Source organism: Methylopila henanensis (assembly GCF_042681025.1).
Classification (GTDB): domain Bacteria; phylum Pseudomonadota; class Alphaproteobacteria; order Rhizobiales; family Methylopilaceae; genus Methylopila; species Methylopila henanensis.
On sequence record NZ_JBHUER010000014.1, the window covers coordinates 46,918 to 58,994 of the forward strand.

Genomic DNA, 12,077 nt, shown 5'->3' on the forward strand with positions numbered 1-12,077 from the left:
CGTCAGAACTTCAGATGCAGCGCGAGTTCGGCGGTGCGCGGCGCGCCGAAGTACCATTGATAGTCGCCGCCGGCGTAGGCGTAGGTCTTGTCGGTGAGGTTCTTCACCCGGGCGTCGAGCGTGGCGTAGCCCGTCGGCTTCCACTGCAGCCCGGCGTTCACCAGCGCGTAAGCCGGCCGTTTGTAGTCGTTGCTGGCCGAGGTGTAGGTCCTGCCGACGTATTGCAGGCCGGCTTGCGCCTTCCAGTTCTCCGCGAAGCGCCAGGTGGCCCAGACGTTGGCGAGCTTTTCCGGCACGGCGTTCGGCGTGTTGCCCTTATAGCTCAAGCCGCCCGCTCCAAAGAATTCGTCGTAGCGCGCGTCGAGGATCGTGCCGTTGGCGTCGACCCGCCAACCGTGGCCAAGCTCCACGCCGACGGAGGCTTCCACGCCGCGCGAGGACTGCTTGCCGATCTGCTCGGCGGGCGTGCCCGCGAGCGCGCCCGGTCTCGGCGCGAGCAGGTCTTTCTTCTCGATGTAGAAGGCCGACAGCGTCCACTCGAAGCGGTCGTCCCACAGGCTCTGCTTTACGCCGGCTTCGACCTGCCGACCCTTGGAGAGCTTGAAATCGGACTGCGCCGGCGTCAGCGACAGCAGCGAGTTCACCGGGTCGGCGGCTTCCGAATACTGGGCGTAGAAAGCAAGGTTCTTCACAGGCTCGTAGACCGCGCCGACGCGCCAGGAGATCGAGTCCAGCGTCGGGTTGGCCTTAAGGCCCGTGCGGAGATTGCGATAGTCGATCTCCGGGTGGTCGTAACGCAGGCCCGCCACCAGCGAGAGCTGGTCGGTGAGCTTCAGCCGGTCGTCGAACGAGAGCGAGTACTGGGTCGTGGTGGCGCGATATTCGCGGCCATAGGAGCTCGTGGAACCGTACTCGCCCGGATCGAAGCCCTTCGGCGGCAGCGGCGGATTCACGGCCGGATCGCCATAGCCTCCATTGTTCAGGCGACTGAACCTGAACCGGTTGACGTCGAAGCCGATCGTCGCCTCGTTCGCCATGCCGAACAACTCGCTGCGAACGGTGGCGTCGGCCCGCGCGCCAATCTGCTCCTGCTCTTGCTTGATGGCGATATAGTCGGAACGGTTGATCTGACCATCCGGAAACAGCGGGGAGGCTGACGCCGACCACCTGTAACTTTCCGCGTTGCGCCAGAACCGGTTGCTGACCACGCTGTAGGCGGTCGCCCGCAGCGTCACCGTCTCGTTCGGCGTCCACTCCGCCTTGAGCTGGGTGATGTTGTCGTTGAAGCGGATGACGCCGTCGCGGACGTTGTAGTTCTCGCCGATCCAGTCCTTCTCCACATTGCCGGCGCCCTTCAGCGGCGTGCCGAAATAGCGGCTCGGCTGGTTGTGGCCGCCGTCATGACTGAGCGTGACGGAGAGCTCGTCGGTCGGCCGCCAGTTCAGCGCGCCGGAGAAGGCGAGGTTCTTGTAGTCGCCCCGGTCCATCCAGCCGTCGCCGCGGCTGGCGGCCACGTCGAAGCTGTAGGCGAATTTCTCATTGATCGGTCCCGCGCTGCCGGCGGCGAGGCCGACCTGCCCGTCCGTGCCCACCACCGCGCGGGCCTCGTTGCGGCGCTCGTCGGTGAGCGGCTTCTTCGGGATGATGTTGATGGCGCCGCCGATGGCGCCCTCGCCGTAGAGCACCGAGGCCGGGCCGCGCAGCACCTCGATCCGGTCCACCGTCCAGGTGTCGAACGGGAAGGTGACGGTCCCGTTGCCGGGGTAGAGCCGCACGCCGTCATAGAGCGTCGTGACCGAGTTCACGCCGGTGAAGCCACGCGACGAGTAGGCTCCGAAGCCGTTGCCGGGCGTGCCGATGAAGCTGAAGCCGGCGGCGTTCTGCGTCACGGCTTCGGCGATGGAGGACTGGCCGCGGTCGCGGACCACGTCGCCGGAGACCACGTCGACGCTCGCGGGCGTCTCCAAGGGGGTGAGATCGAGGCGGCTGCCGGCGCCGGTCGACACGGTGAGGTTCGGCCCGGGCGCGAGGCGTCGGGCTTCGCCGGAGACGTTGATCTCATCGAGCGCAACGACGCCTTCGGAAGCCTCCGCGAAGGCGGGGAGGGCGGCGCTCAGGACGAGAAGCGAGGCGCCCCCAAGCGCCGAGCTGAGCGTGCGGGAGGGCGAGGCGCGTCGGAACGCGGCCCCGGACGTCAGGGAAGGAAAGGTCGACAATGCGAAGCTCCGGGCGACGGCAGTGGCTCGTCACCGCGAACGAAGCTTCCCGGAGCCGTGCAAAGACGCACGGAGCCGTTCCGCACCCATCAGGACACCCCGCCCGATGTGCTCGCGTGTGACCACGGCTGACGGCAGGTCTCCTGGCTCACGGGTCGTCGTCCTGTCGTCGCCTTCCCGGGTCCGGAAAACCCAGTGGCTGAGATGACGATGGACTCGCCGCTTACAGTTGCGGGGGCAGCCGCGGATTCGAACGTCGAGACGTCCTCACCGCGTTCCCTTTTGATCCCCGAGGGGAACCGTCGCCGCCACGGTTACGACGCATTTCGGCGCGGCGCAATGCGGCCTTTCGGGCGCCTGCGACGGCGCCCGGGCCGTCACTTCTCGGCGAAGGCCTTCTCGATCACGAAATGGCCGGCCTCGCCGTGGTTGCCTTCCTCGTAGCCGCCGTCGACCAAGAGCTGGCGGGTGTCGCGGATCATGTCGGGCGAACCGCACAGCATGAAGCGGTCGTCGTCCCTGTTCATCGCCGGCAGGCCGATGTCCTCGAACAGCTTGCCCGACGCCATCAGGTCGGTGATGCGGCCGCGGTTGCGGAACGGCTCGCGGGTGACGGTCGGGTAGTAGATCAGGCCGGCGGAGATCATCTCGCCGAGCAGCTCGTCCTTGGGCAGGGTTTCGGTGATGGTCTCGCCGTAAGCGAGTTCGTTCACCTGCCGGCAGCCGTGGACGAGCACGACCTTCTCGAAGCGCTCATAGGCCTCCGGATCCTTGATGATCGACAGGAAGGGGGCGAGGCCGGTGCCGGTGCCGAGCAGATAGAGGTTCCGGCCCGGCAGCAGGTTGTCGAGCACGAGGGTGCCGGTTGGCTTGCGGCCGACGAGGATCGGATCGCCCACTTTCAGGTGCTGCAGCCGCGAGGTCAGCGGCCCGTCCGGCACCTTGATCGAGAAGAACTCGAGCTCCTCGTCGTAGTTCGCCGAGACGACGGAATAGGCGCGCACCAGCGGCCGGCCCTCGACCTCGAGGCCGATCATCGTGAACTCGCCATTCCGGAACCGGAACGACGGATCGCGCGTGGTGCGGAACGAGAACAGCGTGTCCGTCCAGTGCCGGACATGGGTCACGCGCTCTTCGAGATATTTGCTCATCGGCGGGAGGTCCTTCGGTCAGACGCTGCGTCGGCCGCTGGTTCCGCCGTCATGCCCGGCGCAGCCGGGTATCCACGACTTAAGACACGCTGCGGCTACGAGAAGAAAGTCGTGGATGCCCGCGAAGGCGGGCATGACGGCCGTGGATCGGCGTCGCAGTCACGCCGCCGCGGGGTCGGCGTGGCCGAAGGTCGACTCAAGCTTGCCGGCGCGGCCATCCCATTCGGGGGCGTCGGCGGGGGGATCGCTCTTCTCGGTCACGTTCGGCCACAGCGCGGCGTATTTCGCGTTGAACGCGACCCAGCCCTCGAGGTTCGGCTCGGTGTCGGCCTTGATCGCCTCGGCCGGGCATTCCGGCTCGCAGACGCCGCAGTCGATGCATTCGTCGGGCGAGATCACCAGCATGGTCTCGCCCATGTAGAAGCAGTCGACCGGGCAGACCTCCACGCAGTCGGTGTACTTGCAGCGGATGCAGTTCTCCGTGACGACATAGGTCATCGTCGGCGTTTCCTTCGGGTGATGCGGGGAGCGGGCGTCGACGGCGCGTCAGAGCGCGCTGGCGATGTCCTGGCCCTCGAAATTGGCGGCGAGGCCCTTCATGGCGTCCTCGTTGATCTCGCCGCCCATGGCCTTGAGGCTTTCCTCGCGGATCAGCGACATCAGCCCCCGGCGCAGCGCCAGGAACTCCGACGACATGATCAGCGCGGGCTCGCGCGGGCGCGGCAGCGGCACCGCGACCTCCGCCTTGATGGCGCCGGGCCGGGCGGTCATGACGTAGACCCGGTCCGACAGGAAGATCGCCTCGTCGATGTCGTGGGTGACGAACAGCACCGAGATTTTCAGCCGCTGCCACATGTTGGTGAGGATCTGCTGCATGATCAGCCGCGTCTGCGCGTCGAGCGCGCCGAAGGGCTCGTCGAGCAGCAGGATGCGCGGGCCGGTGGCGAGCGCCCGCACGATGCCGACGCGCTGCTTCATGCCGCCGGAGAGCGCGTCCGGATACTGGTTCTCGAACTGCGACAGGCCCGCGAGGCCGAGCAGGGTGCGCGCCTGCCGCGCGCGTTCGGCGCGGTCGATCCCCTTCATCTTGAGGCCGAACTCGACGTTCTCGCGCACCGTCTTCCAGGGGAACAGCGAGTACTGCTGGAAGATCATGCCGCGGTCGGCGCCGGGGCCGTCGATCGGCTTGCCGTCGACGGCGACCGTGCCCGAGGTCGGCTTCAGGAAGCCGGCGAGCGCGTTCAGCATCGTGGACTTGCCGCAGCCGGACGGGCCAATGATCGACACGAACTCGCCGGGCTCGACGGTGAGCGACACGCCGGAGACGGCGTCGGTCGCGCCGGCGGCGGTCTCGTAGCGCAGGCCGAAGTCGCGGATCTCGATCCGGCCTCGGGTCGGGGCGGCCTCGCGCGGCGTTTCCATCGTCATGGGGCGCTTCAGGGGGATCGCGGTCATCGGGCGGCGCTCCAGGGCATGACGAGGCGGCCGACCATGCGGATCGCCCAGCTCGAGGCGAGGCCGAGCGCTCCGATCGAGATCATGCCGAGCGCGATGTCCGAATACTGCACCAGGCTGTAGGCCTCCCACGTGAAGTAGCCGATGCCGAACTGGCCCGAGATCATCTCGGCCGCGATCAGCGACACCCACGCGACGCCCATGCCGACGGTGAGGCCGGTGAAGATCTGCGGCAGCGTCGCCGGCAGATAGACCTCGCGGAACAGCGCGATCTCCTTGGCGCCGAGGCAGCGCGCGGCACGCACCAGCACGGGATCGACCGTCGCCATGCCGTGCAGCGTGTTGAGCAGGATGGGGAAGAACGAGCCGAGGAAGGTGATGAACACGATCGACTCCTCGTTCGAGGGCCAGAGCATGATCGCCATCGGCACCCAGGCGATCGCCGGGATCGGCCGCAGCACCTCGGCGACGGGGAAGACCAGCTCCTTCAGCAGCCGGAACCGGCCCATCAGCAGCCCGAGCGGGATCGCGACCGCCGCGGCGATGAGGAAGCCGTAGAGGATGCGCCGGCAGCTCATGTAGACGTGGTCGAAGAAGGCGGAGCTTGCCAGAGCCGTCCGCGCGCTCGCCAGCACGTCGGCGGGCGAGGGCACGTTCATGAAGCGGACGTAGATGTTGACGCGATAGGTCGTCAGCAGGTGCCAGGCCAGCACGAACAGCGCGAGCGAGAGCACGCTCAGCGCCGCCGAGCGCAGCGGCAGGCGGGAGAACCGGCTCCGGCGCGGCGCGGCGGGCGCGCCCCGCCCGGGCGCCGCGCCGGAGCGCGGAGAGGCCGGAGCCGGCGCGGGAGTCCGCTCCAGCGGGGTGGGGAGCGTCGCGCCGGCCATGGCCTCAGCCCCGCGCGGCTGCGGCGAGCGCGTCGTCGAAGGTGACGACCTTGCCGCCCGAGGACGCCGCGAAGGCGTCGGCGTCCTGCTTCAGCATGAAGGGCGCGAGCTCCTTCTTGTCGCCCACGACATAGAACGCCTTGTCCGCGAACAGCTTGATGCCGCGCGCCGTGTCGAAGACGTAGGCGACGTTGATCGCCGTCCCCTTCGCCTTGTAGTCCTGCAGCGCGCCGAGCGTGCACGAGGCGCTGGAGAACGGCAGGATGTCGCCGTCCTTCACCCAGATCTCGCCGGCCTTGCGCGGCTCCGCGATCGCGGTCTTGCAGAAGGCGTCCTCGCCCTTGACCTCGTAGTTCGCCGTGCTCTTGACCTCGGCGTCGTAGTCGAGGCCGCGGGCCTTGTAGGCGGCGCGGATGTAGCCGTCGTTGACCCAGGGGTCGACGTCGAACTCCGACTTGATGCGGTCGAGGCTTTGCAGGACCTTCACGTCCTCCTTCGCGGCGTCGATCAGCGGGGCCTTAAGGGTCGGGTCGAGCGTCATGATCCCGCCGGGTCCGAGGAAGATGTAGACCACCTCCTTGTCGGTCCCGGTCCATTCCGAGATTTTCTCGGCGGCCCGCTTCGGGTCTTCCTTGACCCAGGCGTTGGCGTCGAGCACCGCCTGCAGATAGGCGTTGACGATCTCAGGGTGCTTCTCGGCGAAGTCGGTGCGCACGACCACGCCGTGCCAGGTCGGCAGGTTGGTCTGCACGCCGTCGAACACCTTGCGGGCGAAGCCTCGGAACGGCAGCAACTCGGCGAAGGGCACGAAGTCGGCGTGGGCGTCGATCTTCTTTTCCTTGAGGTTGGTCGTGCCGACTTCGGGGCTCTGGCTGACGAGCTGGAAGAAGTCCTTCGGCAGCTTGGCGTCCTGCATCGCCTTCAGCACCATGCCGTGGGCGGCGGAGCCGAAGGGCACGCTGACGACCTTCCCCTTGAGGTCCTCCAGCGCGAAGTAGGGCGAGTCGTTGTGGACCACGACGCCGTTGCCCGAGCCATAGATGTTGTAGGCGGCGACCGCGATGAGCTGCGACTTCGACTCCGGATTGTTCTGGAAGGTGTAGCCGTTCACCACCAGCGGATAGTCTCCCATCCCGCCGAACTGCAGCTTGTTGGCCATCATGCCGTTGGTGACGGGCGGGCCGGAGGTGAAGTTCTGCCAGTCGAGCTTGATCTCGACGCCTTCATACTTGCCGCCCTTGGGCAGATGCTTCTCGAGCAGGCCGAGCTTGCGGATCACGACGCCGGTCGTGACCGTGTTGGTGGTGGTGTCCTGCGTCCCGATGCCGACGGTGATGGTCTCGGCTCGGGCGGGGCCCGACGCCATGAGGCCAGCCGTGGCGGCGAGCGCCGTGAGGGAGATTGCGCACCGCGCACGCTTGACTGCCGACATCGCCCACCTCGCTTCGAAGAACCAAGCGTCCAATCAGGACCGACGCCTAGGATCATCGAAGCGACAGGCGGCCGCTTCAAACGGAGAGGCCGTGCGCTGGTGGATTAGTTGCCAAAAAAGAAGGCCTGCCGATCTGAGCGGCAGGCCTTTGCTTTGGTGCGCGGCGAATGGGCGGCGGGGCGCCGAGAGCGTGAACGCTTCGGGTGGGTTGAGCCGGCGCGTGACCGGTAAGACTGGACCAAGGGCGTCATGCCTGGCGGAGCCGGGCATCCACGACTTGTTGGGGCGTTGCATCCACGCCTAAGGCGTGGATGCCCGCGAAAGCGCGGGCATGACGCCGTGGTTCATCACGTCCTTAAGCGTCGCCGCTGCTGCGCATCTGGGACAGCACGTCCGGCCGGCGGATCAGGATGTCCGAGCGCCGCGCCTCGACCACGCCGCGCTCGGCGAGCCGCTTCAGGCTGATGGTGACCCACTGCCGGGTGGCGCCGACGAGATGGGCGAGGTCGGCATGGGTGAAGCTCGCCGCGATCAGGACGCCGTCGTCGTCCGGAACGCCGTAGAGATCGGCGAGGTGGAGCAGCAGATGGGCCAGCCGCTCAGTGATCGAACGGGTGCCGAGCATCTGCGCCATGGTCGAATAGCACTTGCCCTTGAACACGAGCCCGTCGATCAGCCCGATCGCGAGCGCGGGAATCTGGGTCGCGAGGTCGCGAAGGGCTGCGCCCGGCAGGTGGACGACGCTCGAATTGCTCGCGGCCATGCCGGACCAGACGTGTGGCGCGCCGCCGAACACCTCCGGTCCGCCGACGAAGTTGCCCGGATACCAGTAGGCGAGCGTGATCTCGCGGCCGGAGGGGGCGGCGTAGAACACGCGGATGCGGCCGCTCTCGATCAGGTAGATGCCGTCATGGGGCGAGCCCTGGCTGAACAGCGTGCCGCCGCGGTAGAGCACGCGCTTGCGGCCGCGCTCCAGCACCTTGCGGCGCTCGCCCTCGGTCAGGCCTTCGAGCAGCGGGCGCTGACGTTGCGCGCCGGGCGTCGTCGTCTGCGCCTCGCCGTCGGACAGCAGCAGCGCGGCGGCGGGCGCGGCGATCGCGGGATGAGCGGACTGGAGAGGGGGCCAGGCTACGGCCGTCGATGGTTGCACGTCACCGTCCTCCGAAACCCGAATTCGCACTGCAGCAAAACACGGAATGATTCCAATTCAAAGCTTCAAAGTCGTGCAGACTGAGCGCAATTGCGGCGCTTCGCCTTCGGCGGAGCGCCTTCAATATATCAAATAAATAGATTGAGTCATTTTAATTCCGGGCAGGCGCGCTCCAACGCAAAACGCGCCGGCGAGGGCCGGCGCGTTCGTCGTTTCGAGAAGGGGAGGAGCGCCCTGCGGCGACCGGTCAGAGCGCCGCGTGGCAGCGTCCCAGCGCCCAGCGGATCATCTTGCGCACGTCCGGATCGGGGTCGTCCATGGCGCGTTCGAGCGCCGGGATCGCCGCAGGCGAGGCGATCTCGCCAAGGGCCGCGGCGGCCTCCTTGCGCAGGTTCGGGATGTCGCTGTCGAGCAGGGGCCCGAGCGCGTCGACCGCGCTCTCGGCCTTCAGCCGGCCGAGGGCGTTGGCGGCCTTGATCCGCACCTGCCAGACGTCGTCGCTAAGCGCGTCGATCAGCGCGACGGTCGCCTCGGGCAGCCGGATCTTGGCGGCGGAGACGGCGGCCTCCTCGCGCACCTGCCAGTGCGGGTCGGACAGGCCCGCGACCAGCGTCGAGGCACCGGGGCCGCCCGGACGGACGAACACGAGCGCGGACATGGTGGCGCGGCGCACCGTCGGGTCCTCGTCGGACGCGGTCGCGATCAGCGCGGGCATCGCCTGCTCGGCTTTCAGCCAGCCGATGACGCCGAGGCCCTCGCGGCGCACCTCCGGGGCCGGGTTGCGCAGAGCCTTGAGCGCCGCCGCGAGCGCGTCCGGCAGCGTCAGCTCGCGCAGGGCCCGGAGCGCCGCCGCCTGCACGAACGGATCGGAATGCTCGGCGCGCTCGATCAACAGCGGGCCGCAGGACGGCTCCTTCTTGTCGGCGAGCGACTCCGCCGCCGACATGCGGACGGCCTCGTCCGGGTCCTCGAGCGAGCCGACCAGGCCCTCGACGACCTCCGGACCGTCATGCTCGTCGAGCGCCTTGGCGGCGGCGGCGCGCACCTCCGGGTCGGGATCGCCCAGCCCCTTCAGCAGCAGCACGATCGCTTCCGGGCCGACCTGCTCCGCAAGCTCCATCATGGCGACGCGCCGGACGCCGGCGTCCGGATCGGCCGCGCGCTCCTTCAGGTCGTCGAGGTCGTCGTCGAAATCGTCGAAAACGGGCATGAATTCGAACTCCGATGGTTCGGCGAAGCTCTCCGCCGTCATGCCCGGCGAAGCCGGGCACCCACGACCTTGGGGTCGAGCGCCGCCCCGGCCAAGTCGTGGATACCCGCCCTGCGGGCGGGCATGACGAGGGGCTTCAGCGCAGCAGGTACGGGATGTTGACCTTGACCGCGCCGGTCGGGCAGTCGGCCTCGCAGGGCATGCAGTACCAGCACTCGTCGTACTTCATGAACGCCTTCTTCCGCCCCTCGTCGATCGCGAGGATGTCGAGCGGGCACACGTCGACGCAGACGGTGCAGCCCTTCTCGGCGATGCATTTGGCGTCGTCGATGACGACCGCGGCGCTCTTGGCGTGGGTGATGATCGGCATGGCTCTGTCTCCTCACTCGGCCGCGGCCGGCGTCTTCACGCGGAGCTGGTGGTAGGCGGCCATCTCGTCGGCCTCGACGGGCACGATGTACGGGTCGACCGCGCGCTTGGCGTGGGCCATTTGGCCGTTCTCGTCCTTGTAGAGGGCGGTGTGGCAGAACCACTCGTCGTCGTTGGTCTCGGGGTGATCGACGCGCAGGTGGTAGAAGCCCCAGCGGCTTTCGGTGCGGTAGAGCGAGGCCGCCGCCGCCATGTCGGCGCAGTCGAGGATGGTCTGCATCTCGAGCGCGCGCAGCAGCTCGTGCGGGTCGCGGGCGCAGAGCGCCGAGAGGTCGTCGCGGATCTCGGCGAAGCGGCGCTGGCCGATCCGCATCTTGGCGGTCACCTTCGGCGGCTCGAGATAGTCGTTCACCAGCCGGCGGGTCTTGAACTCCATCTCGTGCGGCGTCAGCCCGTCCTCGCGCCGGGTCGGCGCCAACACGCGCTCCTTCTCGGCGGCGAGATAGCCCTCGTCATAGGCCGGGAGGTCGACGCCGGCGCAGTATTCGGCCGCGTCGGCGCCGGCGATGCCGCCGTTCACGAAAGCGCCCAGCATGTAGTTGTGCGGGACGCTCGCCATGTCGCCGACGGCGTAAAGGCCGGGCACGGTGGTGCGGGCGAACTCGTCGACCGCGACGCCCGAGGCGGAGTGGCCCGAGCAGAAGCCGATCTCGGAGATGTGCATCTCCACAGGCTGCTTGCGATAGTCGTTGCCGCGCCGCTCGTGGAACCGGCCGCGCGAGGGCCGCTCGTTGGTGTGCAGGATGGTCTCGATCTCGGAGATCGTCTCCTCGGCGAGGTGGTCCATCTTGAGGTAGACCGGGCCGTTGCCCGACTGCAGCTCGCGCCAGAACTCCAGCATCATCTGGCCCGACCAGTAGTCGCACTCGATGAAGCGGTCGCCCTTGTTGTTGGCGGTGTAGCCGCCGAACGGGCCGGTGACGTAGGCGCAGGACGGGCCGTTGTAGTCCTTGATCAGCGGGTTGATCTGGTAGCACTCGAGGTTCGCGAGCTCGGCGCCGGCGTGGTAGGCCATGGCGTAGCCGTCGCCGCAGTTGGCGGCGTTCTCGTAGGTGCCGAACATGTAGCCGGAGGCCGGCAGGCCGAGGCGACCGGCGGCGCCGCAGGCGAGGATCACGGCCTTCGCCTTCACCACCAGGAACTCGGAGGTGCGGGTGTTGACGCCGACCGCGCCGGCGATGCGGCCGTCCGGCGCCTTCAGCAGCCGGGTCGCCATGTAGCGGTTCGTGACCGCCACCTGCAGGCGGCGGAGCTGCCGGTACAGCACCTTCTTGACGTTGTGACCTTCTGGCATCGGCAGCACGTAGGTCCCCATGTGGTGGACCTTGCGCATGTTGTACTCGCCGGAGCCGTCCTTCTCGAACTTCACCCCGAGCTTGTCGAGGTACTGGATCATCGGGAAGGAGCCGGTGGCGTAGGCCATCACCGCCTTCTGGTTGACGATGCCGTCGTTCGCGACGGTGATCTCCTTCACGTACTGCTCGGGCGTGGCGTAGCCCGGCACGACCGCGTTGTTCAGGCCGTCCATGCCCATGGAGATCGCGCCCGAGCGCTTGACGTTGGCCTTCTCCATCAGGACGACGCGCAGCTTCGGATTTGCTTCCTTGGCCTTGATCGCCGCCATCGGGCCGCCGGTGCCGCCGCCGATGACGAGCAGGTCGGTCTCGATGATCTCGGTCTTGGGCTCGCTCATGAGATGTCTCGTCTGGCTCGCGGGGGTCGGTTCAGGCGGCGCGCGCGGGAAGCGTCGGGGGGGTCTCGCCCGCGGCGAGGCGGCGAAGATAGGTCCACGGGTAGATCCCGCGGTCGTGCCCGTCATCGAAGGTCATGTGCGCGGCGTAGCCGCCGAGCGGCTCGATCGCCGTGATCGCCACGCCGGGAAACGCTGCGGGGAAACGTCCGTCGGCGCGGGCGCGGGTGCACCAGGCGCAGCGGCAGCCGAGCCGGAGCGTCTCGGCGGACAGCGTGGCGCCGTCGCCGTCGTGGAAGCTCAGCCGGAGCTCCCGACCGGCGTCGCGGACGGCGGCTTCCGCCGGCGTGTCCGCCGGATCGAAGGGCGGCTGGCCCCCGGCGATCCGTTCGAGCGGATGCTCCATCGCGTTCTCCTCTCGCATCGTGCCTGCAAGAGGAGGGGAAACCGCGGGGCG

General features: G+C 68.2%; 11 protein-coding genes and 1 riboswitch. All 11 genes read right to left on the reverse strand.

The genetic code is table 11. The features are described from left to right. Positions 1-2: 2 nt before the first annotated feature. The 11 genes from ACFSCV_RS18925 to ACFSCV_RS18975 all read right to left on the reverse strand — a co-directional run bounded on the left by ACFSCV_RS18925 (position 3) and on the right by ACFSCV_RS18975 (position 12,026). Complete coding sequence (locus ACFSCV_RS18925; RefSeq protein ID WP_378801137.1) at positions 3-2,216, reverse strand: TonB-dependent receptor; 2,214 nt, start codon at positions 2,214-2,216, stop codon at positions 3-5. A 116-nt stretch (positions 2,217-2,332) separates the two neighbouring features. Then, positions 2,333-2,535: riboswitch (cobalamin riboswitch) on the reverse strand. A 58-nt stretch (positions 2,536-2,593) separates the two neighbouring features. Then, positions 2,594-3,367, reverse strand: coding sequence for a ferredoxin--NADP reductase (locus ACFSCV_RS18930; protein WP_378801138.1), 774 nt, complete (start codon positions 3,365-3,367; stop codon positions 2,594-2,596). A 159-nt stretch (positions 3,368-3,526) separates the two neighbouring features. Continuing rightward, positions 3,527-3,865, reverse strand: a complete 339-nt coding sequence (gene fdxA / locus ACFSCV_RS18935; RefSeq protein ID WP_271200121.1) for a ferredoxin FdxA — start codon at positions 3,863-3,865, stop codon at positions 3,527-3,529. A 48-nt stretch (positions 3,866-3,913) separates the two neighbouring features. After that, positions 3,914-4,822, reverse strand: a complete 909-nt coding sequence (locus ACFSCV_RS18940) for an ABC transporter ATP-binding protein (RefSeq protein WP_378801139.1) — start codon at positions 4,820-4,822, stop codon at positions 3,914-3,916. After that, positions 4,819-5,709 carry an ABC transporter permease gene (locus ACFSCV_RS18945; protein ID WP_378801140.1) on the reverse strand — a complete coding sequence of 297 codons (891 nt, stop codon included), beginning with the start codon at positions 5,707-5,709 and terminating at the stop codon, positions 4,819-4,821. The genes ACFSCV_RS18940 and ACFSCV_RS18945 overlap by 4 nt, the downstream gene beginning before the upstream one ends. A gap of 4 nt (positions 5,710-5,713) precedes the next feature. Next, positions 5,714-7,075: a nitrous oxide reductase accessory protein NosL gene (locus tag ACFSCV_RS18950; RefSeq protein WP_378801141.1), complete on the reverse strand. Its 1,362-nt coding sequence runs from the start codon at positions 7,073-7,075 to the stop codon at positions 5,714-5,716. 421 nt (positions 7,076-7,496) lie between these two features. Continuing rightward, positions 7,497-8,291 carry a Crp/Fnr family transcriptional regulator gene (locus tag ACFSCV_RS18955; RefSeq protein ID WP_378801142.1) on the reverse strand — a complete coding sequence of 265 codons (795 nt, stop codon included), beginning with the start codon at positions 8,289-8,291 and terminating at the stop codon, positions 7,497-7,499. Between the two features lie 247 nt (positions 8,292-8,538). Beyond that, positions 8,539-9,501 carry a HEAT repeat domain-containing protein gene (locus tag ACFSCV_RS18960; RefSeq protein ID WP_378801143.1) on the reverse strand — a complete coding sequence of 321 codons (963 nt, stop codon included), beginning with the start codon at positions 9,499-9,501 and terminating at the stop codon, positions 8,539-8,541. Between the two features lie 136 nt (positions 9,502-9,637). Further along, positions 9,638-9,871, reverse strand: coding sequence for a 4Fe-4S dicluster domain-containing protein (locus ACFSCV_RS18965; RefSeq protein WP_378801144.1), 234 nt, complete (start codon positions 9,869-9,871; stop codon positions 9,638-9,640). A gap of 12 nt (positions 9,872-9,883) precedes the next feature. Next, positions 9,884-11,623: a fumarate reductase/succinate dehydrogenase flavoprotein subunit gene (locus ACFSCV_RS18970; RefSeq protein ID WP_378801145.1), complete on the reverse strand. Its 1,740-nt coding sequence runs from the start codon at positions 11,621-11,623 to the stop codon at positions 9,884-9,886. A gap of 31 nt (positions 11,624-11,654) precedes the next feature. After that, on the reverse strand, positions 11,655-12,026 hold the full coding sequence (locus ACFSCV_RS18975; RefSeq protein WP_378801146.1) for a DUF971 domain-containing protein: 372 nt from the start codon (positions 12,024-12,026) through the stop codon (positions 11,655-11,657). Positions 12,027-12,077: the final 51 nt, after the last annotated feature.

Coding starts and splice junctions, on each gene's coding strand:
- ACFSCV_RS18960 (WP_378801143.1), bottom strand. CDS start 9,501: ATGCCCGTTTTCGACGATTTCGACGACGACCTCGACGACCTGAAGGAG.
- ACFSCV_RS18950 (WP_378801141.1), bottom strand. CDS start 7,075: ATGGCGTCGGGCCCCGCCCGAGCCGAGACCATCACCGTCGGCATCGGG.
- ACFSCV_RS18975 (WP_378801146.1), bottom strand. CDS start 12,026: ATGGAGCATCCGCTCGAACGGATCGCCGGGGGCCAGCCGCCCTTCGAT.
- ACFSCV_RS18930 (WP_378801138.1), bottom strand. CDS start 3,367: ATGAGCAAATATCTCGAAGAGCGCGTGACCCATGTCCGGCACTGGACG.
- ACFSCV_RS18945 (WP_378801140.1), bottom strand. CDS start 5,709: ATGGCCGGCGCGACGCTCCCCACCCCGCTGGAGCGGACTCCCGCGCCG.
- ACFSCV_RS18940 (WP_378801139.1), bottom strand. CDS start 4,822: ATGACCGCGATCCCCCTGAAGCGCCCCATGACGATGGAAACGCCGCGC.
- ACFSCV_RS18965 (WP_378801144.1), bottom strand. CDS start 9,871: ATGCCGATCATCACCCACGCCAAGAGCGCCGCGGTCGTCATCGACGAC.
- ACFSCV_RS18970 (WP_378801145.1), bottom strand. CDS start 11,623: ATGAGCGAGCCCAAGACCGAGATCATCGAGACCGACCTGCTCGTCATC.
- fdxA (WP_271200121.1), bottom strand. CDS start 3,865: ATGACCTATGTCGTCACGGAGAACTGCATCCGCTGCAAGTACACCGAC.